Source organism: Amycolatopsis sp. (genome assembly GCF_035546795.1).
Classification (GTDB): domain Bacteria; phylum Actinomycetota; class Actinomycetes; order Mycobacteriales; family Pseudonocardiaceae; genus Amycolatopsis_E.
Genome location: NZ_DASZWC010000071.1, coordinates 74,806 through 97,586, shown reverse-complemented (window position 1 = coordinate 97,586; position 22,781 = coordinate 74,806). Strand labels below are relative to the sequence as shown.

Sequence of the window (22,781 nt, the reverse complement as noted above, 5' to 3'; positions counted from 1 at the left end):
GTCCTTTGTGGAGTGTTTCAGGGCAGGGGAGCGGCGCGCGCCACGAGCTCGGCGCCGGTTTCGTAGTCATCGTCGGCTTCGTGGGTGAGCACGCCGACGGTGACGCCATCGCGTCCGTACCACACCGTGAAGGCGTCCGGCGGATCGTCGTGACGGGTCAGCCTGGCCTCGGTGAACCCGTCGCCCCACGCGGCGTACTTCAGCACCCGGTCGCCGATCACGGTCCAGAAGCCGGGCGCGTTGTGCCAGGTACGTTGTGCACCGGCCGCATTCGCGCCCGCGATCTCGCCCATGGTCTCGGCTTCGCCCCAGTGCTCGACGAGGAGTGGGCGGCCCGCCGCCACGTTGTATGCGAGCGCGACATCGCCGGCGGCGTACACACCTTCGGCACTGGTCCGCATCTGTTCGTCGGCGGCGACACGGCCTTGTGCCGTGGTCAGTCCGGCCTTCTCGGCGAGCTCCACGCGAGGCTTGACGCCGGTGGCGAGCAGGACGAGATCGGTGTCCATCAACGGGACGAAATCGGTGCGGACCCGGTAGCCCGCTTCGACGCTGAGCAGCTTGGTCCCGGTGAGCACGCTGACCCCCTCGGACTTGAGCCAGTGCAGGATTTCCACTCCGGCCTCGGCGCCCAGCCTGCCGTGCTGCGGTACCGGTTCCGGACAGCACGTGGTGACCTGGACGCCAAGCCTGCTCAGCGAAACCGCGGCCTCACACCCGATAAACCCGGCGCCGACGACGACGGCGCTACGCGCCCCTTCCGCCGCGGTGCGAAGCTCCCGCGCGCTACGCGCCGAGCGCAGCGTGCATACGTCCGGATGGTCCGCGCCCGGGATAGGTGGCCGCTGGGGTTCCGCGCCGGTGGCATACAGGCAACGGGCGTAGCCGACGGTTTCGCCCGACGCGGTTCGCACCGTTCGCGCCGCGAGGTCCCATTCGGTGACCGGGTCGGCGAGCGATACCTGGATTTCCCGCTCTCGGTAGAACGACGAGTCCTCCAGCGGCAAGTCGTCGTCCCCGGCTTCGCCGCGCAGGAACTCCTTGGACAACGGCGGCCGGGCGTACGGCAGTTCCCCATCCGCGGTCAGGATGCGGACTTCGCCCACACCGCCGGCGTCCCGGTATGCGCGTGCCGCTGAAACAGCGGAGGGTCCGCTGCCGATGATGAGGAACCGGTCTCCCTTGTCGCTCATGCCCACCGGGTACCCGGGAAAGCACCTGAATAAGCGCCAGATCCCACGAAACGCGGCCGGTCCACTTCGGACTCGCGAGGCCGCCCGAACCGCTAGCGCCGCGAGGCGGCCGCGGCACTCGGCGAGGGGACCGCGCCGGGCGCCGCGGGGCCGGCCAGCGTGCGCTGCACGAGTTCGGCCACGCGGGCGGGAGCGGGGCTCACCACGCCGGGCCAGGACGCCAGGATGCGATGCGCCTCCGAGCGTTCCGGCTCCAGGGCCAGGGACCAGCCGGTCTCGCTGTTCCAGAGCAGCATCAGCAACCGGCCGGGGTACCGGTTCGAGGTGTCGGCCAGCGCGATGTAGGCGTGTGACGGGTTGCCGTATTCGGTCAGGGACGCGGCAGGCTCCACCCCGAGCGCGGTCGCTACGGACTCGATGTAGCGCCGCATGTCCGAAGGCGGCGCGAAGTTCTGGTCGGGTTTCAAGGGAGACGCTCCTAACCGGTGGGACTGGTGAGCTTTCTTCGGTATTTCCCCGGATCCGCCCGTTTCAACCGTGCGGCGACCAAGGCGCCCACCGGTGCCGTCGACTGCCGCGACCTCTGCCACACCCACCCTACGCGGGCACGCCAGCCCCCGCGTCAATCGCGATCGAGGTCTCCGTGCCTGGTGGTGAGCGTGCGGGCCAGTTCGACCAGCTTGACGTTGAGGTCCTGGGAGGTGCGGCGCAGCAGGTCGAACGCGACGTCGGCGCTGATTCCCTGCCGGTTCATCAGGATGCCCTTGGCCTGCCCGATGATGTCCCGGCTGTCGATCGCCTGGCGCAGCTGGGCCTGCTTCAGCTCCGCGAATTCGGTGGTGTTCGCGTGCGCCAGCGCCAGCGAAGCATGGGTGGCCAGCAGCAGGGCCGCGTGCCGGTCGGTGTCGGTCAGGCCGCGGGTCTTGTGGGAGTAGATGTTCAGCGCGCCGGAGGGCTGTTCGGTGCCTTTGGCCTGCACGAGTTCGGTGGCGATGATCGAGCCGTAGCCGTGGCTGTAGGCCGCCGAGGCCAGCTCCGGCCAGCGCTGTTCGATGCCGAGGTCGTCGCTGACGACGTAGCCCGGCCCCTCCGGCCGCGCGGCGTCGAGGCACGGGCCCCGGCCCGACCGGTACTGCACCTGGTCCAGCTCCGCGGCCAGTTCGTCGGTTTCGACCGGGGTGCGGAACTCGCCGGCCCCGGTGCGCAGGGTGATGCTGACCAGGTCCGCGCCGGGCACGACGACGGTGGCCGCGTTCACGATCCGCTCCAGCGCGGCTGCGACGCTCGGCGCCCCGAGCAGGGTGCGGGTCAGGGATTCGAACTGCTCCACCTGCGATGGGGCGCCATCGGTTCCGGATTCACCGGCCAGTGCGTGGTCGACATCGGCGAAGAGGGGCAGCGCGAGCGCCCGCGCCGGTGCGCCGTTTGCCACCAGATGGCAGCGAATGCCCTCCGCGGAGCGCGTGCGCGCGAATTCACGCACCAACAGCGCGTCCTCGGTGGCGAGAGGCTCCAGTTCCCGCAGGTCCAGCACGACCAGCGAAGGAGATGGTCCGGTTCCGGCCGCCTCCCGCAGCGTGGCGGATACGGCGTCGCCGGTCAGCCGCACCACCAGCGCCTGCCGCACCGCTATCCGCTCTTCGCCGCTCTTGGTCATCGGCTCAGTATCGCCCCGTCCCCGGCGGCCGGACAGTCCCGCCCCCGTGTGTCCATAGTGGACCTTCGTGGATTTCCGGCCGGATATCACGCTGAGACGTTGTGCGGTCACGCATACCTAGGTTACCGTGACCTAGGTGTGGATCGAGGTCCTGCTGCTGGCCAAACTGGCCCGCGGCCCGTTGCACGGCTACGAACTGCGGCGGGAGGTCGAAGCCTCAACCGGGCACACGCTGTCCAACAACTCGCTGTACCCGTCGCTGCGCAAGTTCGTCGACGCCGGGGCGGTGACCCGCAGCGCGGAGGAACAGGAGGGCAAACCGCCCCGGCACGTGTACCGCATCACCGACGTCGGCCGGGAAATGCTGCACGATCTGCTCGCCGACCTGCCCGAGGAACTGGCGGGCAACGATTCGGAATTCCTCGCCAGACTGGGAAATTTCGGCTGGTTGCGGGCGGCGGAACAGCTGGCCGTGCTCGACGCGAGAGATCGCGCGATGGCCGCCAAACGGCAGCACATCGCCGCGCTGCTATCCGGACAGGCCGACCCGTGGAGCCGCACGGTGCTCGGCGAACTGTGCCGCCGCTTCGATGCCGAGCGCGCGTGGCTGGCGGGGATTCGTTCCGGCATCCCGGAACACGACAACTGAGGAGCGCCCTGATGACCACCGTCGAACCCGCGCCCAGACTTCCGTTCGAGCGGCCGAACGCGCTCGATATCGCGCCGCTCTACCGCGCGCTGCGCCGCGAGGCTCCGCTGACGAGGGTGACCACGCCCGCCGGCGATCCCGCCTGGCTGGTCACCACGTTCACCGAGGCCAGGCAGGTCTTCGGGGACAAGCGGTTCGGGCGCTCCCATCCGGCGCCGGAGCAGGCGGCCAAGATCTCGCACGCGGCGCTGCAGGCCGGGCCCACCGGCGACTACGAAACCGAAGCGCGGGAACACGCGAGGCTGCGCAAGATGTTCGTGCCCGCGTTCTCCGCGCCGCGGATGCGCCGGCTTGCAGGCCGGATCCAGGAGCTGGCCGACCGCTGCCTCGACGACATGGCCGCCGCCCGCGAGGCGCGTCCGGGCGAGCCGGTGAACCTGCACGAACTGCTCGCGTTTCCCTTGCCGGTACTGGTGATCTGCGAGCTGCTCGGTGTGCCCTACGCCGACCGGGCCCGTTTCCGCCGGCTGTCCGAGCGGATCGGGGTGCTCGACGGCGGTGACGACGCGCAGCAGGCGATGGCGGAGTTCATGGCCTACACCGCCGCGCTGGCCGCGAGGAAGCGGGAGAACCCGGAGCCGGACGTCATCTCCGACATGGTGGCCATGCAGGCCGAGGATCCCACGTTCACCGACGAGCAACTGTCCCGGCAGGCCGCCGGGCTTCTGTTCGCCGGGCACGAGACCACGTCCGGGCGGATCGATTACGGCGTGTTGTTCCTGCTCAGCGACCCGTCTCGGCGAGACCGCTTCGCGGCCGACCCGGAGGGCCAGGCGCAGACCACGGTGGAGGAGATCCTCCGGATGGCGGCGCCGGGCGGGCTCGGCCTGGTCCGGTACGCGCACGAAGACGTCGAGGTCGGCGGCGTGCTGGTCGAGCGGGGCGAAGCGGTGATCATCTCCAACGCCGCCGCGAACCGGGACGAATCGGCCTTCACCGCGCCCGAGGAGTTCGACCCGACGCGCAAACCGAACGTGCACGTCGCGTTCGGGCACGGCGCGCACGTGTGCATCGGGGCGAACCTCGCCCGCACCGAGCTGCGGATCGTGTTTTCCTCGCTGTTCCGCCGTTTCCCCGGGCTGCGGCTGGCGGTCGGGGTGGACGACATCGAGGTGCGCACGCATCGGCTGACCGGCGGCGTGGACACCGTGCCCGTCCTGTGGTGACTCACTCGTGGAGCTGCTTGCAGGCGGTTTCCACGGCATCCGCATCGTCGTAGGAGCGGCGCGGCAGCGCGGACAGGTGACCGAGCGTGTCGTCGTCCGCGCCCGCCGCGGCCGCCTGCCGGAGCAGGTCACCCTGCTCGCATGGGAACCGGGCGCCGGCGATGGCCTGGCGGAGACGGTGGTAGTTCGGCGCTGTCATCAGCGCTCACTCCCTTCCGATGAGGTTTCGCCCTGGCTGCGGTCCGGGAATACCCGCACGGTTCGCGCGGTATTCGGCCAGACGATCCGGGGAGCCGATGACGCGGGCCCTGGCGGACGGGCAGCGGCGCGTGCTCGCTGATCCGCAGGCGCAAACCGGTCAAGACCCGGCTGGGGTCGGTACTGATCAACCGCGACCTCGAAGGCGGTTCCTGACCCGATTGGGTATCCGATCGGGAACGGACAAGGAGGGACGATGCGGGCGGAAGCGCGGCAGCACAACACATCCCCGCGCCGCTCACGCACTCGCGATCGGCCTGGCCTGTCTCGCGCTCGGTGTCGCCGGTTTCTTCACCGGCGCGAGCGTGCTGTGGTTCAGTTCGGGCCCGCTGCCCGACCTGGTGCGCACGGCGATCGGCCTCGCCGCGCTGGTGGCGGCGCGGCACGCTCCTACGGCCGAATTCCTCGGTGCCGCACCGATGGTCGTGCTCGCCGGGCTGCCCGCCGTACGGGATCGTGGTCGGCGCGCTGGGCGGCCCGCGGGAGCTCGAGGGCGTGTTCTCGCTGCGCTGGGCCGACACCATCCTGCACGGCGTGACCATGCTGGTCGCGGCGGTGATGGGGCTGTATCACCGGCGGCGCCCGGCCGCGGTGCGGTCGCGGGACAGGTTCGTCGCGCACCGGGCACCGTGAGTCATCGCCGCTCCCCTGGTGGGCACGGGCGGTTGCGTATCCCAAGGAAGGGGCTACCGTCGAGGTAGTACTCGGGTTGAGGAGACAGCCTGCCGCCCACGAGCGACGCGAGGTCGTCGCAGAGGAGGGCATCATGGCTCACACAACGGACATTTCCCGTTCGGTACGGCAATCCGGCGATATGCTGCGCATCCGCCAGGAGCCGGCCGATGGCCACGTGCTGGTGCGCGTCGCCGGTGAAGTGGACCTGGCCACGGCGGGGGATCTCGCCGGCCAGCTGCGCCGGGCGCAGCATGCCGTCGTCCCGCCCGCGCCGGTGGTACTCGATCTGGAGGAAGTGGATTTCCTCGGTTCCGCCGGGCTCGTCGTGCTCGTCCAGGAGGCCGAGGCCTGCCAGGAGCGCGGAATCCCGCTGCGGATCGTGAGTTCGTCACGGTCGGTGCTTCGTTCGATCGGCGTGACCGGGCTCGACAAGGTACTCACCGTGGCTCCGACGCTGCGTGAGGCGCTGGCCTTCGCCTAACTCCGTTTGCCCGGCGGCTGCTCCGGGTAACCGCTGGTCAGGGAAGATCCGCGGAACGGAGGTCGTCATGCCGCAACAGGCCTGGAACAGCAAACGAGAGCGTCAGTACCAGCACGTCAAGGAAAGCCAGCAGGACCGCGGCGCGAGCGAAGGCCGCGCCGAGGAGATCGCCGCCCGCGTGGTGAACAAGAACCGTGCGCAGAGCGGGGAATCCCGGCAGGCGAGCAAGACGTCCACAAAGGACGTTTCGCCGCAGCACCGTGGTGGCAAGCGCTCCGGCAACCGGCAGGGCCCGGGAGGCCCGACGAGGGACCAGTTGTACAACGAGGCGAAGCAGCGCGGGATCTCCGGCCGGTCGAAGATGACGAAGAAACAGCTGCAGAAGGCGTTGGGGCGCTGACGTCATTTCCGGTGAGGACACCTTGCGGCGGTATCGGCGCGCGTGCGACTACCTGGCCGCGGCGATGATGTACCTCGAGGACGGCGAGGTGCTGGACGCGGCCGAGGTCGAACAGCCACCGGGGAAGCGCGTGACGGGCTCATGGAGCTGATCCACCGGCTCTCCCCGGTGGATTGTGTCGCGCATCGCCTGGTGCGCGGCGGATCGTCGGTCACCGCGCCGACGGTGCTGACCGACCGGGTGCGCGCGGCCCTGGACGAGGTGGTGTCGCCGGCGCCGTTGCACCTGCCGAAGTCGTTGTCGCTCCTGGATTTCCTGCGCGAGAGGATGCCGGGCACGACGCACGTGGTGTGTCCGGACACGGCGTTCTGCCGGGATCTGCCCGAAGCCGCGCGGACGTACGCGTTACCGGAGTTGGCAGCCGCTGCCGCTGGCACAATCGCCGGGTGACCCGGCCCCGGTGGAACGCGAACCTGCATTACGACCGCTTACTCGCGGCGGGTGTCCCGGCGGATGCGCGCAGCGTGCTGGACGTGGGCTGCGGCGACGGCTTTCTCGCCGTGCGGCTGGCCAAGCGGGTCCCTGAGGTCACCGCTGTCGATATCGACGGGCCGGTCCTCCAGCGTGCTCGCGCCCGCTTCCCCGGCGCGCCGGTGCGCTGGGTGAACGAGGATTTCCTGGCGGCGGAGCCGGAAACCTACGACGCGGTGGTGTCGAACGCGATGCTGCACCACCTGCCCGACACGGCGCTCGCGCTGCGGCGGCTGGCGTCCTCGGTCGCTCCGGGCGGCACGCTGGGCGTGGTGACCCTCGTGCGGTATGCGCCGCGGAACACCTTGTGGCAGCTCGCTTCCTGGGTCGCGATCGGCATCGCGATCCGGGTGCGGGGCAAATGGGAGCACACCGCGCCCCTTCGCTGGCCGCCGCGCGACACGCTCCGGCAGGTCCGCGCCCACGCGCGAGCGGTGCTGCCGGGCGTGCGCGTCCGGCGGTTGCTCTACGGCCGTGTCCTGATCAGCTGGCAGGCTCCGCCGCGAAGCGCAGCGTGAAGTGGTTGAGCGTGGCGGGCAGCGCGCCCGGCCGCAGTTCCTTTCCCAGCAACGAAAACCGGTGCTGCCGCAGCAGGTTCGCGAGCACCGTCGAGGCGGTGAACAACACCACATCACGGCCAGGGCAGGCGCCGGGCCCGGCGCTGAACGGCACCAGCGCCGGTTCGTCCGCGGCGCGGCCATCGAGCCAGATGTCCGGTTCGAACCGGTCCGCGTAGGGCAGTCGCTGCCCGTCCCGATGGAAGAACGGGGTGAACACCAGCAACGTGGTGCCCTGCCGGCCCCACGCGGTGTCCTCGACGCTTTCGCGGAGCAAGGCCGGCGTGGTGGGCCAGAGCCGGACGGATTCGAGCACACAGGCGCGCAGGAACGGCAGCTGTTGCGGATTTTCCAAATCGGTGAGCTCGGCGCGCGCCCGGGCCGCGGCCTGGGGATGCGAGGCCAGTAGCGCAAGCGTGCGGAACGTGACGATGCCGGCGGCGTCGAAAGCGAACAGCCAGTGCGGGACCTGCCCGGCCGGATCGGTGCCGGGCGCGCCGGGGGTCGCGTTCAGTGCGGCGGCCAGGCTGCCCGGCCGGTCGAGCGCCACCTGTTGCCCGACCAGTTCGAGGAACCGGCTCCGCAACTGCTTGCGCTTCGGATGCACGTACGCCCAGTTGGCGTCCAGCCGCAGCCGGTCGAGCAGGTCGGTCAGTTCACGGTCCTCGGCCGTGTCGCCGCCCAGCGTGTTCTCGCGGACGAGCTGCCACCAGCGGGTGTTGAACGTGTCCCAGTCGAGCTTCGTCGTGGCCAGTTCGCCGATGCGCTGGGCGATTCGTGCCGCCCACGGTGCCGCCAGTTCGTGTAGTTCGCGGCCCGGCTCGAGCACCTTCACGTTCAGTTCGCGGCGGGCGGCGCGGGTGCCGGAATCGGAGATCAGCACGCCGTGCGGCTGGAAATGGCTCAGCGTGGCCCTTTTCTCCAGCGACGCCGGGGTGAACGGGCTGGGCGTGCCGGCCAGCAGCGCGCCCGCGTCGGAGTGGTTGAGCAGCACCGTGACGGACCGGGGCAGCCGCAGCCGCACCGGACGTCCGTCGTAGCGGGCTCGCAACCGCTGCAGGAGCCGGACCGCCGGGCGGTCCAGCTGCAGCCGGTCCGCCAGCGCCATCGCCCGCGGCCGCCGCTTGATGACACCACCGGCGAGGGTCGGTGCCAGCACTTCGACGGCCACGCGCGCGGTGTCCGCGACCGACGCCGTGGCCGCGGAACGGTCACGGCTGCGGGCCGCCGCGGCGAGCGTCTCGTCGGAGGGGATCGCCTGGGGTCCTTGTCGTGTCACCATGGGCTGGATTTACCCACTTCGGCGGCAGTCGAACCGGCCCGCTCAGTCGAGCCGCACGCGGTCCGGGTTGGCGATTTCCGGTTCGCCTTCCACGGCACGGCGGGCGATTTCGGCCAGCTGCAGCTCCTCCCGTTCCCGCACGGCCAGCACCGGCACGGCCGAACCCTCCGGGCTGACCATGGCGTCGACTTCGCGATCGGTGACCAGGTCACCACGCAGCCCCAGAAACGGCAGCCCGGCACAGACCGCGCCGGCGAGTCCGGGACTGCCCCAGCCGAGTTCACCGGTGAAGACCAGGCCGTCGAGACGCCCGGTTTTCTCCGCGGCCTTCGTGATGTGGTGACGCAACGCGCTGCGGAACTCGTCCTCGGTGTCCACCGGATCGGCAGGCGACCCGTCGCTGTCGAGGCAGACGCCCTTGCGTGCCGCGCAGACCGACCAGTCCTCGTCGACGTGCGCCAGTACGAGGTCGAGCTCGCCGGCCGGGCGGCCCAGCAGGTGCGCCGCCCGCCGCAGGGACCAGTCGAGGGAAAGACCGTGCCATCGGTGGGTATACGCCGAGTCCGGGCACGCGACGTGTGGTACGTCCGGCAGCCGTTCGCGCAGGAAGTCCAGTAACGCCAGCGATTCCGGCATCGGGACACGACCGGGGCCGGCGGCCGCGTCCAGTTCGGCTCGCACGTGATCGTCCACAATGGCCGGTTGGGGCCCGCCGGCGGCGAACCGGTGCGCCACCGCGTCCGGCGCCGGGAGCCGGGCCAGCAGCTCGTTCAGCCGCGGCGAGTCCAGCGCCTGCGCGACCCGCTCCGAGTCCTTCACCTGGCTGGTCGCGGTGGCCACGAGATCGAGACGTGCGCTGGGGGAGCACGCGTCCACAGTCAGGATCAACATGGGCGGACCTTCATGCCCGGCGGGTAGCCCGCGTCGCCGTCGCGAAAACACCTGCTTGAAAACCGGCCGGGGCGGGTACCCGCCGCCCGTGAAAACGGTGGCGGAGGCCGGCGCGTGGTGGATCGCGCTTGTGGGGCTGTACATACTGACGTTGTCGTCGCCGTCCGTGCCCGAACTGGTCGCGGCGGCCTGCATCGCGGCGGCAGGTGCGGTCGCGGCCCGGGCCGCCCGGCTGGCGATGGGCGACGTGTGGCGGCCGCGGGCGGGCTGGGCACGCTGGCTGGTGACGGTGCCGTGGGCGGCGTTGCGGGAGTCGGTCACCGCGCTGGTCACGGTGTTCCGCGAGCCGGCCGCGGGGCACGTGGAAACCCTTACCCTGCCCTGTGAACCGCGGGCCAGGGGCGCGGCCCGGCAGGCCGTCGCCACCGTGGCGATCGGCTGCACCCCGGGCACGATGGTGATCGCGGCGCCCGCGGGCGAGCTGCTGGTGCACCGGCTCACCGAGGGCGCGGCGCCGGTGCTCGACCGGGTGCGGCGATGACAGGGCTGCTCATCGCCGCCGCGCTGCTGATGTCGGGCGGGCTCGGCCCGGCGTTGTGGATGGCGGCGCGGGGTGACGCGTTGCGGCGGCTCGCGGGGCTCCAGCTGGCGGGAATCAGCACTGTGCTCGTGCTGCTGGTGCTCGTGCAGGCCTACGGGCCCTCCAGCGCGATCATCCTGCCGCTCACGCTCACCGTGCTGGCCGTCGCCGGGACGCTGGTCTTCGCCCGGCTGCTGGGGACGCGATGATCGTGCTGGTCTACGTGGGAGTCGCGGTGGTACTGGCTTCCGCGGCGGGGATGCTCCGTTCCCGCGCGCTGCTGACGAGGCTGCATCTGCTTTCTCCGGCGGGGACGTTCGGCGCGCCGCTGATCGGCGCCGGGCTCGCCATCGGCAACGGCTGGCATCTGGGCACGGCGGCGATCGTGCTGACCGTTGTGCTGCTGGCGGTGACCGGGCCGGTCCTGCAGTCGGCCACGGCGCGGCTGGTGGCGAACAGCGAGGGCCTGCTGGACGAGGAGCTGCCGTCGTGACGCCGGTGGTCCTGCTGCTGGCGCTGGCTCTGGTCGCGGCCGGCGGATTCGCCGTGGTGTGGACGCGGGATCCGAAGCGGCAGGCGATCACACTCTCGGTGTACGGGCTCTGCCTCACCGTGCTGTTCGTCGTGTTGCAGGCCCCCGACGTGGCGCTGTCGGAACTGGCGGTGGGCTCGGCCGTGGTGCCGCTGATGGTGCTGCTCACGATCCGCAAGGCGGGCCGATGACCCTGCGGCAGCGCACGATGCTGAGCGTGGCCGGGCTGGCCGGGGTCGCCGTGCTGCTGGCGCTGGTGTTCCTGCGGATGCCCGCCGTCGGCAGCGCGGTGCACGTCTACCGCGACCTCGCGGTGCCGGCCGCCATCGGCCGGTTGACCCCGAACGTCGTGTCGTCGGTCAACTTCGACCTGCGCGCGCTGGACACCCTCGGCGAGGAGACGATCGTCGCCGCGGCCGTGGTCGGCGCCCTTTCCTTGCTCTCCACCGGAAAACAGCCCCACCACCGGAACCGCGGCCGGGTGCTCCCGTCGGTGAAACTCGCCGGATACCTGCTGCTGCCGGTCATCCTCGTGCTCGGCCTCGACATCGTGGCGCACGGCCATCTCACCCCCGGCGGCGGCTTCCAGGGCGGGGTCGTGCTGGCCACCGGCTGGCATCTGCTCTACATCGCCGGATCCCCGGCCGCGCTGGCGAAACTGCGTCCGCTCGACTGGTGCGAGTACGCCGAGGCGGCGAGCACCGGGCTCTACGCCGTCGTCGGCGTGCTCGGTCTCGTGGTGGGCGGGGCGTTCCTGCGCAACGTGCTGCCACTGGGGTCGTTCGGCTCCCTGCTGTCGGCGGGCACGGTGCCGGTGCTCAGCATCCTGGTCGGCATCGAGGTCGCCGCCGGGCTGGTGGTGCTGCTGGCTCAGTTCCTGGCGCAGGGCAGCGAAAGCGAGGAGCCGTCGTGATCACCGTCGCGTGTTACACCGTCGCCGTGTGGCTGCTGCTGACCGGTTGCGCGGGCATTGTGCGCAGTGATCACCTGGTGCATACGGTGGTGTCGCTTTCCGTTGCGCAGTCGGGTACCTACGTGCTGCTGCTGGCGATCGGCTACCAGGACGGCGGCGGGGCGCCGATAGTTGCACCCGGGCAGTCGCAGCCCGTCGTCGACCCGCTGGTGCAGGCGATGACCCTGACCGACATCGTGGTATCGGCGACCATCACCGCTGTGCTGCTGGCGCTGACCATCCAGGTCGCGAACCGGCACGGCACGGTCGATCCCGACCGGCTGCGCGAGCTCCGCGGGTGATCCGTTGACCGCACTCGTCATCGCGGTGCCGCTGCTGGTGGCCTGCCTGCTGCTGGGCGCGGGCCCGCGCCTGCCGCGCGCGGTGACCGACGCGATCGCCACCGCCGCCACCTGCGCGGTTGTCGCGCTGCTGGCCGTGCTGCTGACGCAGGTCCGAAGTGGACGGATCGTCACCTGGCTCGGCGGCTACCATCCCGACGGCACCAGGGCACTGGGCACGGTGCTGGTGGCCGACACCCTCAACACGGGCCTCGGCCTGCTCGCGGCGTTCCTGACCGGCTGCGCGCTGCTGTACAGCTGGCGCTACTTCGAAGCCGTGGATGCTCGCTACCACGCCATGATGTTGTTGTTCCTCACCGGGGTTCTCGGTTTCCTGCTCACCGGTGACCTGTTCACGATGTTCGTCTTCTTCGAGCTGATGAGCGGGGTGGCCTACGCACTCACCGGTTATCGCGTCGAGGAAGCGGATTCGGTGCAGGGCGCGCTGAACTTCGGGGTGGTGAACTCCCTCGGCGCGTACTTCAGCCTGATGGGCATCGGAGCGCTCTACGCGCACACCGGGCAGGTCGGGCTCGCGCAGGTCGGGGTCGCGCTGGACGGGCACCCCGCCGACACCCTGGTCGGTGGCGCCTTCGTGCTCGTGTGCACCGGGCTGCTGGTGAAGGCCGCGGCGGTGCCGTTCCATTTCTGGCTCACCGACGCGCACGCGGTCGCGCCGACCCCGGTGTGCGTGCTGTTCTCCGGCATCATGGTGGAACTGGGCACTTACGGTGTGCTCCGGGTGTACCGGGTGGCGTTCGGCGGGGTGCTGGACGCGGCCGTGCTCACCCGGGTGCTGCTGGTACTGGGCGTGGCGACCGCGGTGCTGGGGGCCGTGCTGTGTTTCACCCAGCGGCATCTCAAACGGCTGCTGGCCTACTCCACGATCGCCCACACGGGCCTGTTCCTGGGTGGCCTCGCCGTCCTCGACGGTCCGGCGACCGCCGGTTTCCTGTTGTCCGCGGCCGCGCACGCGGGCGCGAAGGGGGCGTTGTTCCTGCTCGTCGGTGTCCTGATGGACCGGTACGGGAACGTTGACGAGGACGATCTTTTCGGCCGTGCCAAGGGATTCCGCTGGGAGGGCGCGCTGTTTTCGCTGGCGGCGCTGGTGTTGTGCGGGCTGCCGCCGTTCGGGGTCGCGTTCGGCAAGGACGTCACCGAGCACGCGGCAGGGGAGGCCGGGCAGGCGTGGCTGCCGGTGGTGTTCGTGCTGGTTTCGGTGGTGACCGGGGCGAGCGTGCTGCGTGCCGGGTTGCGGGTCTACTTCGGACTCGGCAGCCCGCCGCGGGAGGAGGACACCGAAAAGACCACCGGGGCCGACGAAGAACCCGAGACGCCACAACGGATTCGGCGGACGCCGGTGGTCATGCTCACCGCGGTCGTGCTCTTGCTCGCCTCGTCGATGGTGGTGTCACTGGCCGGTGGTGTCGCGGGCCGGGCGGGCGCGCAGGAGGCCGATCGCGCCGGCTACCTGCACGACACGCTCCCGGTGGTCCCGGCGGGCCATGCGGAGGCGGCCGTTCCGGCCGGCTGGACCGGAACGGGGCTGCTGCTGGCTTTCGCGAGCGTCGTGGCGGCGGTGGCGCTCGCGGCGATCGCATTGTGGCGACCCTCGTGGCTGCGCCCCGCCGAGCGCTCGATCGGGGTGCTGCACCGGGTCCATTCCGGACATGTCGGCGATTACGTGGCGTGGCTGCTGGCCGGGGTGACGGTGCTCGGGTTTCTCGTGCTGCTCTGAGGGATTCCTGACCACGCCGGTGACTTAGTCCTCTTTCCCCACAAGTGAAAACCGGTACCGTCGCAGGATCCCGCTAAGGATCGAGGCGAGGCCGATGTCCGAAACCGTGGCCGGAGCGCGAAGAGCGGTGCTCGTGCCGCTGGCGCTGGCGCAGTTCCTGTGCAGTTTCGCGGGTTCCACGATGAATGTGATGATCAACGACATCAGCGTGGACCTCAAGACAACCGTGCAGGGGGTGCAGCTGGCGATCACGCTCTTCCTGCTGGTGATGGCGGCGCTGATGATCCCCGGCGGCAAGCTGACCGACCTCTTCGGACGGAAGAAATGCTTCACCGCCGGGCTTTTGCTGTATGGGCTCGGCGCGGTGCTCGCCGCTTTCGCGCCCGGGCTGGTCGTGCTCGTGCTGGGATATTCGATCATGCAGGGCGTCGGGACGGCGCTGCTGATCCCGCCCGTCTACATCCTGACCACGTTGCTGTTCCAGGATCTCCTGTCCCGCGCCCGCGCTTTCGGCGCCATCATGGCGATGGGCGGGATCGGCGCCGCCGCCGGCCCGCTGATCGGCGGGCTCATCACGGCGGCGATCAGCTGGCGGGCCGCGTTCGCGTTCCAGGCCCTGCTGGTGGTGGTCATCGTGCTGCTCGGCCGCCGGATCACCGACCCGCTGCCCGCCGATCGCGGGCGCTCGTTCGACGGCGTCGGCGCGGCGCTTTCGGCGATCGGGCTGGTCCTGCTGGTCACCGGGATTCTGGCCGCGGACAACGATGTCTGGCTCATGTTGGGCCTGCTCGCCGCCGGATTCCTGGTACTGGCGGGTTTTTTCGGCTGGGTGCGGGCCAGGGAACGCGGCGGCGGCCAACCGCTGGTGTCGCTGGCGGTGTTCCGCCGGCGGGTGGCCAATCTCGGGCTGGTCACCCAGAACCTGCAATGGCTGGTGCTGATGGGCACGTCGTTCGTGGTGGCGACCTACCTGCAGGTGGTGCGCGGCTACAACGCGATACAGACCGGCGTGATCTTCAGCGCGGCCACGGCCGGCTTGCTGGTTTCGTCTTTTTCGGCCGAGCGGCTGGCCAAACGCCACGCGCAGCGCAGTCTCGTCATGACGGGGTTCGCGCTGACCGCCGCCGGTATCGGCCTGCTGCTGGGACTTTCGGGAATCTCGAAGAATCCCTGGGTTTCCGCGCCGGGCCTGCTGCTGACGGGCCTGGGGATCGGGCTGATGCTGACCCCGTCGGTCAACGTCGTGCAGTCCGCGTTCGGGGAGGATCAGCAGGGCGAGATCTCGGGTGTCTCGCGCAGCGTGTCCAACCTCGGTTCTTCGCTGGGCACGGCGATCGCGGGCACGATCCTGGTTTCCGGCCTGACCACGCACGCCTACGCCGCCGCGATGGCGACCCTGGCCGTCGCCGCACTCGGTGGCCTTGCGGTGGCAGCGTTCCTCCCGCGTGGCAAGGCCACGCGGGAGGCGGGGTGAACCCGGCTCACCAGGTCCGGTCGGACTCGACTTCCTTGCCGTGCACGATGACCGCCCAGATCACCAGCACGTCGAGCGCGATGATGATCGTGGCCCACACCGGGTACGCGGACAGGAAGGTCAGCTGCGCCAAGGCATTGATGCCGGCCAGGACGACCGTGGCGACGCGTGCCCAGGCTGCACCGGTGAACAGCGCGAACCCGGCGGCGACGGCCAGCACGCCGATGATCAGGTGGACCCAGCCCCAGCCGGTGATGTCGAACACCAGCAGGCCGGACGGGCTCGTGACGTAGTACTTGTCGTTGAACAGGGCGACGAGCCCTTCGATCACGTTGAACATTCCCAGCATGATCATCATCGTGCCGCCGAACCAGATCCAGCCCACCCACATCGTGCGGGACCTGGTTCGCGGCGCGCCGGCGGAAATCGGCCCGGTGCCGCTCGCGGTGCCCGGGTGTGCTTGTTGGGTCATGGCTTTCCCTTCCGTCGATGTCCGGACGGTCGCGGGCCAGCACACCCCGGCGCCGCGAGCGGCGGCTTCGCCTGTCGAGGGTGAGATCTCCGCGCGCTAGTCCTTCGCGGTGATTTCCTTGCCGTGCACCAAGAGCGCGTAGATGATCAGCACGTCGACGGTGATGATCACGATGGCCCACACCGGGTAAGCGGCGATGAACAGCAGGTGCACCACCGCGCTCGCGGCAGCGAAGACGGCGCCGGCGACCTGGGCGATGGTGTTGCCCGCCAGCACCCCGATCCCGACCAGCACCGCGACGACACCCATGCCGACCTGCAGCCAGCCCCACACGTTGTAGCTCAGGTGCACCGGCAGCCCGGACGGGGCGACCAGGTAGTACCCCTTGTCGAAGACCGCGACCAGGCCCTCGACCGCGTGGAACAGGCCCAGCAGCACCAGCATGATCCCGCAGAACGCGACCCAGCCGGTCCAGCCGGTCGTACGCTCCGTGGTTCGTGTCGCGCTCATGACGTCCTCCCCGGTTTCGGGTTCCGATACCCCGGACGGTCCCCGGGTCCGGCCGCCCTGGCCTCACCATTGGCGGGTGATGGCAGCACCCGCCGCCCGGGCCAGCGTCGCTGCCGGGCCGTGAATCCCGGCCCGCCGACGAAGGAGGCAGCAGATGGGCACGTTGACGGTGTGGAAGTTCGATTCGGCGGGTGGCGCGGAGGACGCGCTGCACCTGCTTTCCAGGCTGCAGAAGGAGCAGCTGATCCGGGTCAACGACGCCGCATACGTCACCTGGCCGCAGGACCGGAAGAAGCCGAAGACCAAGGACCTCGGCAAGCTCACCGGTGCCGGCGCGCTGGGCGGCAGTTTCTGGGGATTCCTCTTCGGGCTCATCTTCTTCGTGCCGCTGCTGGGGATGGCGGTGGGTGCCGCGGTCGGCGCGCTGAGCGGGTCGATGGCGCACGCGGGGATAGACGAGGACTTCGTCCGCGAGGTCCGGAAGCAGGTCGTGCCCGGCACGTCGGCGTTGTTCGTGGTGTCCAGCGACGCGGTCGAGGACAAGGTGCTGGGCCCGTTCAAGGAGACCGGCGCCTCGCTGATCACGACCAACCTCTCCACCGAGCAGGAAGAGCGACTGCGCGAGGCGTTCGCCGACACGACCGAACCACAGCACGCCTGACCCGGCTCAGCCGGGCTCCCGGTGCGCGGGGCGACCGGACAGCACCAGGAAAAGCGAACCGATCGCGCCGGTGATGCCGTGGGGGACCAGCGCCGCAGGTGCCGCCTGCGGCGCGTCCACCGGCACCCGCACGCGCAGCGCGCCGGGCAGGATCGAGAACCGCAGCGGGGGCGGCAGCCGTAGCGCTTCGCCGTCCACGCCGACTTCGACCGAGGCGCTGGCGGAGTCCACGACGAACTCGTTCGCCGTCCATTCCCGGTAGCCGTGGAATTCCGAGAGCTTTCCGGCCAGCTCGGCGGAGATCAGCGCCGGCACATCGCGGGCGCGGTCGACCGTCACCGCCACGATCCCGAGCCGCCCGGCGTCGAGGCGTTCTCTCGTGCCGAAGCCGTTGACGTGATCGAGCCGGTAGGCGCCGTTCGAGATGAGCAGGATGTCGGCGGGTGGCTGTTGGCCGTGTTCCGGCCGGGTGAAGCGGAGATCGGGGCGCTCGGCGTCCGGGCCGAGGAGTTCGGGCAGCCGCTGCGCCACCGTGGCGAGCTTCGCGTCGCGGTAACCGGGGGACTGCACGACGGCGGCGTACACCCCGAGCGAAGCGTTGTTGACGAACACGCGGTCGCCGACCATGGCCAGATCGACCCGCCGTTCGAACGCGGGACCGAACGCGTCGAGCGCGGCCGGCACGTCCTCGCGGTCCAGCCCGAGGTCGAGCGCGAAGTGGTTGCGGGTGCCCGCCGGCACGCACACGAACGCGACCCCGTGACGGCGTGCGACGTCGGCCACCAGCGCCTGGGACCCGTCGCCGCCCGCCATCCCGAGTACGTCGGCTCCCGCCGCGACTGCCCCCTCCGCCAGCGCGCGCAGGTCGTCGCCGGGTTGCAGCACCATCGCCACGACGCCGCGTTCGCGTGCCAGCGGCAGCAGCCCGAAGCGTTCCGCCTTACCCCCACCCGAGCGCGGGTTGACCAGCAACACGCCCCGCCGGGCCCGGCCGACCCGGACACCCGTGCGCTCGGGCGCGAGGTCGTGGCCGAACGCGATCCGCGCCGTCACCATCGCGAGCACGCACAGCCCGAGCACGACGAGCAGTACCACGATCGCGTGCAATCCGGGCAAGGCGACGAGACCGGCCAGTGCCAGGAGCGCGGCGAGGGCGGCGGACCACCGGCGCACGCCGTGATGCACCAGCGCGAACCACGCCGCGTTCACCGCGCAAACGATGAGCACGACGGCGATCACCAGCTGGACCGGATGCCGGACCAGCGCGCCGATCCCGATGCCGAGCGCCACCAGTACGGCGAGGAGGGACAGCGCCGCGCACAGCCGGCGGGCGGGCGAAGGTCGAGCGTCAGTGGCCACGTTCCCACGGTGCGGTCCGGCCCGGCCCGGCACGTCACCCGCGCCGGATGAGCCGGGCTCACCCGGGTCAGGGGAGGCGAGCCGGGCGCACGCGAGGCATGATCCGAAGATGAGTGTGCTCACCGAGGTGCACGCCACGGGCGAAACCCGCGCGGAGCGGGCGGCGCGCGGAAAGGCCGCCCGGGCGGCGGTCCCCAGGTCCAGCCACGCCGGCTTCGACCGCGTGGCAGGCCGGCCGACGCCGCTGGAACTGCTCGCGGGCCAGGATCGCGCACGGGTGCCGGAGCTGGTCCCGATCCGGTACGAGCGGATGTCGGCGTCGGCGTTCGCCTACTTCCGGGGCGCGGCGCTGCCGATGGCCCACGACCTCGAAACCACCCCGCGCACCGGGCTGACGGTGCAGAGCTGCGGTGACGCGCATCTGGCGAACTTCGGCCTGTTCGCGTCCCCGGAACGCCGGCTCGTCTTCGATATCAACGATTTCGACGAAACCGCGCCGGGGCCCTGGGAATGGGACGTGAAACGGCTCGCGGCGAGCCTGGAGATCGCGGGGCGCGGCAACGGGTTCTCCGCCGCCGAACGCGCGAACGTGGTCCTCGCCGGTGTCGGCGGATACCGCACCGCGATGCGGGAGTTCGCCGCGCGCACGGCGCTGGACGTCTGGTACGCGCACGCCGACCTGGAGTCGGTGCGGGCGCAGGCCACGCCGCGGCTGGATTCGACCGGCCGCAAACGGCTGGACCGGACCGTGACCAAGGCGTGGTCGCGGGACAACATCGGCTCGCTGTCCAGGTTCACCACGCGGGAGGGCGGTGTCCCGCGGATCGCCTCCGAGCCGCCCCGGGTGGTGCGGGCGGACGAACTGGACGTCGAAGGGTTCGATCCCGCGGAGCTCAAGGAACAGCTCGGCGGCGTGCTTCGGGCATACCGCGGGACGCTGGAGCCGGAACGCCGCGCGCTGCTGGACCGCTACGCGCTGGCCGACATCGCGCGGATGGTCGTCGGGGTGGGCAGCGTCGGCACCCGTTGCTGGATGCTCCTGCTGCTGGGCAACGACGAACACGACCCGCTTTTCCTGCAGGCCAAGGAAGCGGGCCCGTCGGTGCTGGAACAGTTCACCGGCGCGAGCGGCTTCGCCAACCACGGGCAGCGGGTCATCGTCGGGCAGCGGCTGATGCAGACGGTCAGCGATATCTTCCTCGGCTGGGTCCGGGTGTCCGGGATCGACGGCGAGGAAAGGGATTTCTACGTCCGGCAGCTGCGCGACGCGAAGGGCTCGGCGACGGTGGAAAACATGACGCCCGCGATGCTCTCCGCGTACGGCGACTTGTGCGGGTGGACGCTGGCCAGGGCCCACGCGCGCTCGGGCGACGGCATCGCCATCGCCGCGTACCTCGGCTCCGGCCCCGTGTTCGACCACGCGATCCACGAGTTCGCGCTCGCCTATGCCGAGCAGAACGAGCGGGACTACGCCGCGCTGTGCGCGCGGACGGCGTCATGACCGCGGATTCGTTGCCGCAGCGGCAAACCGGCCCGGTCGTAGCCGACATCTTCGTCGGCGTGGCGGCTGGTGCGGGTGCGCGGATCGTCCGGCTGGCGCGGCCCTTCGTCGAGCCCGTCCCGCCAGGCTGGCCGTCCCCGGTGCGCGCCATGGCCGAGCGCGGTTTCCGGCGCCGGCGCGAAGCTGCCGAACTCGCGCAGCGCGTGTACCGCCGCGTGGCACCGGCTTTGGTGACCGACGTGCTCGGCCGGCTGGATCTGCCGGGCATCGTCCGGGACGTGCTGGCCGAGATCGATCTGCCCGAGATCATCCGCGCCTCCACCGGGTCGGTGGCCACCGAAAGCGTGCGGGACGTGCGGATCCGGGTGGTCGCGGCGGACGACGCGGTGTCCCGCTGGTTCGGCGGTGGGCGCGCGACGCCCGGACATGGCCGGTGAGGACGCCAGGCCACCGGCCTGGCTCACCGGGCTGCCCGCCGAGGCCAGGGCCTTCCAGGGACGGCACGCGGGGATCGTGAGCCGCGTGACGGCCGCGATCGTCGACGTCGTGGTGGTGGCGCTGATCTGTGGCGGGCTGTACCTCGGGCTGGCCGGGCTGAAGTTCGTTTTCAACCCGGTCTCCTTCTCGTTTCCCGCACCGCCGAGCGGGCTGCTCGTGCCTGCCGGGCTGGCCGTGGCGGCGCTGTACCTGGCGGTTTCGTGGGCCGCGACCGCGCGCACCTTCGGCGACGAACTGCTCGGGCTGCGGGTGCTGAGCCGGAAAGGGAATCGCTTGCGGTGGGGCCGGGCGTTCCTGCGGGCGATCACGTACCTGCTGTTTCCCGCCGGGCTGCTGTGGGTGGTGCTCAGCCGGTCGCGCCGGTCGGTGCAGGACCTGATCCTGGGCACCGTGGTGATCTACGACTGGAGCCCGCGGCTGCCGGCGACGTCACCCGGAACAAGTGAGGCGAACCGGCCCGTGTGGGGTGATCCTGGCCGGGATGTCCAGCGAGGGGAGGACTCGTGAGCAGTGTCCGGATGCGGTGCGCAGGGGTCACGCTGGCGACCGCGGCGGCCTTCGCCGCCGGGTGTTCCCAGGGCGACGGCGGCAACGGAAGCACGACCTCCCCGTCGACGGCCGCGCCGCCTTCTTCGGCCGCCGCGAGTCCCTCGGCCGGCGCGGAATGCGGCGCCCTGGTCACGAGCGGGCAGAACCTCGTCACCACGGTCGGGCGGTTCGTGTCCGGGCAGGCGACCGGCGACCAGGTGCGGGCCGCGGCCACGGACCTGTCCACCTCGATCGACACCGCCCGGTCGGTGATCGGGCCCCAGACCAGCGCCCGGCTCGACGACGCGAAAGCGGCGCTGCAACGACTTCAGACAGCCTTGACCGCGCAGCCTGCCGACCTGGCCGGGGCACGCACGGCGGCCAACGACACGCTGTCGGCGCTGCGGGATGCCGCGCGGCTGTGCCAGTCCGGCACGACGTCATCCGGCTGAGCCGGTCTTTTCCCGGGCAGGCTGATCGAGCAGCTGCACCACTGCCAGGCAGAACAGCAGCACCAGCGCGATGACCAGCACGGTCAGCCCGCTCGGCCGGTCGAGGAAAACGAAGATCAGCACCGCCACCCCGACCAGGCCGGCGCGCAGGACGGTCAGATGCGCGTGCACCCACGGTCCGACCGGGCCGATGGGCAGCCCGCCGCTCCCGCCGAGGCCGCGCAGCCGGCCGATCGCCTTCGCCGTGCCCCGGCGCAACCCCACCGCCGTCGTCGACGGCCCGGCGAGGAAAGCGCCGAGCGCGACCACGATGCCGACCGCGAACAGCGTGCGCAGCCCACCGCGCAGGAAGCGCACCAGGATGTCGTAGGAGTTGCCGGTCGCGATGGTCGCGCGCGGCGGCACCGCGCCGGTGAGCGCACCCCGGGTGATCAGCAGCGCGGCCGCGACGACGAGCATGCTCAGCGCTATCCCCAGACCGGCCCCCAGCAGGGCACGACGGTGGTGGCGGGCCAGGTAGACGCCCAGCGCCAGCAGCACGAGCATGACCCACGGCAGCCACGTCGCCAGCGAGTCCAGCAGCGAATACCCGCCCCTGGCCTTCTCGAGCGTGGTGGCGTCGGTGATCGCGATCGTCGGGTGCAGGTCCGGGATACGGGCGGCCACGGCGAGCCCGGAGGCCACCAGCTGCTGCCTGGCCGCGGCGATGAACGGGGCCAGATCCAGTCTGACCTGGCCGCCCGAGATCACCACCGCCTGGCTGTTCCCCGAGAGCACGGCGTTCAGCTGCTCGTGCGCCACCCGGATCGTCTGGTCCCACAGTGCCGCGACTCCCGGGCTCGCCATCAGGTCGCCGACCCGGTCGTGCACGAAACCGTGCACGCTCGAGGTCAGCGGGCCGACGAGGCCCTGCATCGTGGTGGTGACGATCGGCGGTGCACCCTGCGCGGCCAGCGCGTTCACCGCGCCGGTCGCCAGCCCCGGGATGTCGACCTGGGCGAACACCGCGTCGGTGACCCGGTCGGTGACGGCGGCCTGCACGGCGGGATCGCGGATCAGCGGGGCGGCGGTCGCGACGAACCGGCCGGTGTCGGCGACTTGGTTGTGCACCCAAACCGTCATCAGCGACACCGGCACGAGCAGGCAGCCGAGCACGAGTAGCACCCCCGACGCCAGCGACTTCCACGCGAACCGCCGTCTCGGGCGCCCGGCCCGCAGCCGCGCGACCTCCGCCCGCAACCGGGCGAGTTCCTCCTGCTCCCCGGAGGTGAGCGAAGGGCGGTGTTCCACCGATCCGGTCATCGCGGGCTCCGTTCGTCAGCCGGGATCGCCCGGCTCACGGTCGTCGGATGTGCGCCACCGGATCCTCGTCTTCCGGGGGTG

31 protein-coding genes are annotated in these 22,781 nt (G+C 71.0%); 21 read left to right on the top strand and 10 right to left on the bottom strand.

All coding sequences use genetic code 11. The annotated features are described in order from the left end of the window. Positions 1–17: 17 nt before the first annotated feature. The 3 genes from VHD82_RS35535 to VHD82_RS35525 all read right to left on the bottom strand — a co-directional run bounded on the left by VHD82_RS35535 (position 18) and on the right by VHD82_RS35525 (position 2,850). Positions 18–1,193: an FAD/NAD(P)-binding oxidoreductase gene (locus tag VHD82_RS35535; RefSeq protein ID WP_325713791.1), complete on the bottom strand. Its 1,176-nt coding sequence runs from the start codon at positions 1,191–1,193 to the stop codon at positions 18–20. Positions 1,194–1,285: 92 nt separating this feature from the next. Further along, complete coding sequence (locus tag VHD82_RS35530) at positions 1,286–1,660, bottom strand: DUF6292 family protein (RefSeq protein WP_325713789.1); 375 nt, start codon at positions 1,658–1,660, stop codon at positions 1,286–1,288. Positions 1,661–1,815: 155 nt separating this feature from the next. Next, a complete protein-coding gene (locus VHD82_RS35525) occupies positions 1,816–2,850 on the bottom strand; it encodes a GAF and ANTAR domain-containing protein (protein ID WP_325713787.1) in 1,035 nt (344 codons plus the stop codon). Between the two features lie 136 nt (positions 2,851–2,986). Here VHD82_RS35525 and VHD82_RS35520 point away from each other — a divergent pair, with 136 nt between their 5' ends. Beyond that, positions 2,987–3,499: a PadR family transcriptional regulator gene (locus VHD82_RS35520; protein WP_325713786.1), complete on the top strand. Its 513-nt coding sequence runs from the start codon at positions 2,987–2,989 to the stop codon at positions 3,497–3,499. A gap of 11 nt (positions 3,500–3,510) precedes the next feature. Next, positions 3,511–4,725, top strand: a complete 1,215-nt coding sequence (locus tag VHD82_RS35515; protein WP_325713785.1) for a cytochrome P450 — start codon at positions 3,511–3,513, stop codon at positions 4,723–4,725. A 1-nt stretch (position 4,726) separates the two neighbouring features. On the opposite strand, the gene VHD82_RS35510 is transcribed toward VHD82_RS35515, so the two are convergent. Continuing rightward, the gene (locus tag VHD82_RS35510; protein ID WP_325713784.1) at positions 4,727–4,924 is read right to left on the bottom strand and encodes a DUF2795 domain-containing protein; all 198 of its coding nucleotides are present in this window, start codon (positions 4,922–4,924) and stop codon (positions 4,727–4,729) included. Between the two features lie 467 nt (positions 4,925–5,391). Here VHD82_RS35510 and VHD82_RS35505 point away from each other — a divergent pair, with 467 nt between their 5' ends. The 6 genes from VHD82_RS35505 to VHD82_RS35480 all read left to right on the top strand — a co-directional run bounded on the left by VHD82_RS35505 (position 5,392) and on the right by VHD82_RS35480 (position 7,588). Then, a complete protein-coding gene (locus VHD82_RS35505) occupies positions 5,392–5,616 on the top strand; it encodes a hypothetical protein (protein WP_325713783.1) in 225 nt (74 codons plus the stop codon). Positions 5,617–5,749: 133 nt separating this feature from the next. Continuing rightward, complete coding sequence (locus VHD82_RS35500) at positions 5,750–6,139, top strand: STAS domain-containing protein (protein ID WP_325713781.1); 390 nt, start codon at positions 5,750–5,752, stop codon at positions 6,137–6,139. Positions 6,140–6,206: 67 nt separating this feature from the next. After that, positions 6,207–6,539 carry a plasmid stabilization protein gene (locus VHD82_RS35495; RefSeq protein ID WP_325713779.1) on the top strand — a complete coding sequence of 111 codons (333 nt, stop codon included), beginning with the start codon at positions 6,207–6,209 and terminating at the stop codon, positions 6,537–6,539. A 22-nt stretch (positions 6,540–6,561) separates the two neighbouring features. Continuing rightward, positions 6,562–6,690, top strand: coding sequence for a hypothetical protein (locus VHD82_RS35490; RefSeq protein ID WP_325713777.1), 129 nt, complete (start codon positions 6,562–6,564; stop codon positions 6,688–6,690). Then, on the top strand, positions 6,681–6,989 hold the full coding sequence (locus VHD82_RS35485) for a hypothetical protein (RefSeq protein ID WP_325713775.1): 309 nt from the start codon (positions 6,681–6,683) through the stop codon (positions 6,987–6,989). The genes VHD82_RS35490 and VHD82_RS35485 overlap by 10 nt, the downstream gene beginning before the upstream one ends. Next, positions 6,986–7,588, top strand: a complete 603-nt coding sequence (locus VHD82_RS35480; RefSeq protein ID WP_325713773.1) for a class I SAM-dependent methyltransferase — start codon at positions 6,986–6,988, stop codon at positions 7,586–7,588. The genes VHD82_RS35485 and VHD82_RS35480 overlap by 4 nt, the downstream gene beginning before the upstream one ends. Here VHD82_RS35480 and VHD82_RS35475 read toward each other — a convergent pair. Continuing rightward, on the bottom strand, positions 7,554–8,909 hold the full coding sequence (locus tag VHD82_RS35475; protein WP_325713771.1) for a cytochrome P450: 1,356 nt from the start codon (positions 8,907–8,909) through the stop codon (positions 7,554–7,556). The two genes, VHD82_RS35480 and VHD82_RS35475, sit on opposite strands and share 35 nt — an antisense overlap. A 42-nt stretch (positions 8,910–8,951) precedes the next feature. Then, positions 8,952–9,800 carry a hypothetical protein gene (locus VHD82_RS35470; protein WP_325713769.1) on the bottom strand — a complete coding sequence of 283 codons (849 nt, stop codon included), beginning with the start codon at positions 9,798–9,800 and terminating at the stop codon, positions 8,952–8,954. Positions 9,801–9,888: 88 nt separating this feature from the next. Here VHD82_RS35470 and VHD82_RS35465 point away from each other — a divergent pair, with 88 nt between their 5' ends. The 8 genes from VHD82_RS35465 to VHD82_RS35430 all read left to right on the top strand — a co-directional run bounded on the left by VHD82_RS35465 (position 9,889) and on the right by VHD82_RS35430 (position 15,417). Beyond that, a complete protein-coding gene (locus VHD82_RS35465; RefSeq protein ID WP_325713767.1) occupies positions 9,889–10,341 on the top strand; it encodes a Na+/H+ antiporter subunit E in 453 nt (150 codons plus the stop codon). Beyond that, positions 10,338–10,589: a hypothetical protein gene (locus VHD82_RS35460; protein ID WP_325713765.1), complete on the top strand. Its 252-nt coding sequence runs from the start codon at positions 10,338–10,340 to the stop codon at positions 10,587–10,589. The genes VHD82_RS35465 and VHD82_RS35460 overlap by 4 nt, the downstream gene beginning before the upstream one ends. Beyond that, the gene (locus VHD82_RS35455) at positions 10,586–10,873 is read left to right on the top strand and encodes a monovalent cation/H(+) antiporter subunit G (RefSeq protein ID WP_325713763.1); all 288 of its coding nucleotides are present in this window, start codon (positions 10,586–10,588) and stop codon (positions 10,871–10,873) included. The genes VHD82_RS35460 and VHD82_RS35455 overlap by 4 nt, the downstream gene beginning before the upstream one ends. Continuing rightward, the gene (locus VHD82_RS35450; protein WP_325713761.1) at positions 10,870–11,103 is read left to right on the top strand and encodes a DUF4040 domain-containing protein; all 234 of its coding nucleotides are present in this window, start codon (positions 10,870–10,872) and stop codon (positions 11,101–11,103) included. The genes VHD82_RS35455 and VHD82_RS35450 overlap by 4 nt, the downstream gene beginning before the upstream one ends. After that, the gene (locus VHD82_RS35445) at positions 11,100–11,825 is read left to right on the top strand and encodes an MnhB domain-containing protein (protein WP_325713759.1); all 726 of its coding nucleotides are present in this window, start codon (positions 11,100–11,102) and stop codon (positions 11,823–11,825) included. Before VHD82_RS35450 ends, VHD82_RS35445 begins: the two co-directional genes overlap by 4 nt. Continuing rightward, positions 11,822–12,166 (top strand): cation:proton antiporter subunit C, encoded by a 345-nt coding sequence (locus VHD82_RS35440; protein WP_325713757.1) that lies wholly within the window; start codon positions 11,822–11,824, stop codon positions 12,164–12,166. Before VHD82_RS35445 ends, VHD82_RS35440 begins: the two co-directional genes overlap by 4 nt. A 4-nt stretch (positions 12,167–12,170) precedes the next feature. Continuing rightward, complete coding sequence (locus VHD82_RS35435; protein WP_325713754.1) at positions 12,171–13,943, top strand: complex I subunit 5 family protein; 1,773 nt, start codon at positions 12,171–12,173, stop codon at positions 13,941–13,943. Between the two features lie 94 nt (positions 13,944–14,037). Then, positions 14,038–15,417 carry an MFS transporter gene (locus tag VHD82_RS35430; RefSeq protein ID WP_325713751.1) on the top strand — a complete coding sequence of 460 codons (1,380 nt, stop codon included), beginning with the start codon at positions 14,038–14,040 and terminating at the stop codon, positions 15,415–15,417. Positions 15,418–15,424: 7 nt separating this feature from the next. Here VHD82_RS35430 and VHD82_RS35425 read toward each other — a convergent pair whose 3' ends face one another. Next, a complete protein-coding gene (locus tag VHD82_RS35425) occupies positions 15,425–15,889 on the bottom strand; it encodes a DUF7144 family membrane protein (protein ID WP_325713748.1) in 465 nt (154 codons plus the stop codon). 96 nt (positions 15,890–15,985) lie between these two features. Further along, entirely contained in the window at positions 15,986–16,399 is a 414-nt protein-coding gene (locus VHD82_RS35420; protein WP_325713745.1) for a DUF7144 family membrane protein, read from the bottom strand. A 154-nt stretch (positions 16,400–16,553) separates the two neighbouring features. Here VHD82_RS35420 and VHD82_RS35415 point away from each other — a divergent pair, with 154 nt between their 5' ends. Further along, positions 16,554–17,060 carry a DUF1269 domain-containing protein gene (locus VHD82_RS35415; protein ID WP_325713741.1) on the top strand — a complete coding sequence of 169 codons (507 nt, stop codon included), beginning with the start codon at positions 16,554–16,556 and terminating at the stop codon, positions 17,058–17,060. Between the two features lie 6 nt (positions 17,061–17,066). Here the strand turns inward: VHD82_RS35415 and VHD82_RS35410 are convergent, their stop codons facing one another. Continuing rightward, entirely contained in the window at positions 17,067–18,419 is a 1,353-nt protein-coding gene (locus VHD82_RS35410; protein ID WP_325713738.1) for a diacylglycerol/lipid kinase family protein, read from the bottom strand. Between the two features lie 109 nt (positions 18,420–18,528). On the opposite strand from VHD82_RS35410, the gene VHD82_RS35405 reads away from it, so the two are divergent. From VHD82_RS35405 to VHD82_RS35390, 4 genes are read left to right on the top strand one after another with little or no spacing between them, the layout of a single operon-like run. Continuing rightward, positions 18,529–19,920 (top strand): DUF2252 domain-containing protein, encoded by a 1,392-nt coding sequence (locus VHD82_RS35405; protein ID WP_325713735.1) that lies wholly within the window; start codon positions 18,529–18,531, stop codon positions 19,918–19,920. Next, the gene (locus VHD82_RS35400; protein ID WP_325713733.1) at positions 19,917–20,357 is read left to right on the top strand and encodes a hypothetical protein; all 441 of its coding nucleotides are present in this window, start codon (positions 19,917–19,919) and stop codon (positions 20,355–20,357) included. The genes VHD82_RS35405 and VHD82_RS35400 overlap by 4 nt, the downstream gene beginning before the upstream one ends. Further along, the gene (locus VHD82_RS35395) at positions 20,326–20,925 is read left to right on the top strand and encodes an RDD family protein (RefSeq protein ID WP_325713731.1); all 600 of its coding nucleotides are present in this window, start codon (positions 20,326–20,328) and stop codon (positions 20,923–20,925) included. Before VHD82_RS35400 ends, VHD82_RS35395 begins: the two co-directional genes overlap by 32 nt. Beyond that, the gene (locus VHD82_RS35390; protein ID WP_325713729.1) at positions 20,922–21,398 is read left to right on the top strand and encodes a hypothetical protein; all 477 of its coding nucleotides are present in this window, start codon (positions 20,922–20,924) and stop codon (positions 21,396–21,398) included. Before VHD82_RS35395 ends, VHD82_RS35390 begins: the two co-directional genes overlap by 4 nt. Here the strand turns inward: VHD82_RS35390 and VHD82_RS35385 are convergent. Continuing rightward, entirely contained in the window at positions 21,387–22,700 is a 1,314-nt protein-coding gene (locus tag VHD82_RS35385) for a hypothetical protein (RefSeq protein ID WP_325713727.1), read from the bottom strand. The genes VHD82_RS35390 and VHD82_RS35385 overlap by 12 nt on opposite strands. Between the last annotated feature and the right edge of the window lie 81 nt (positions 22,701–22,781).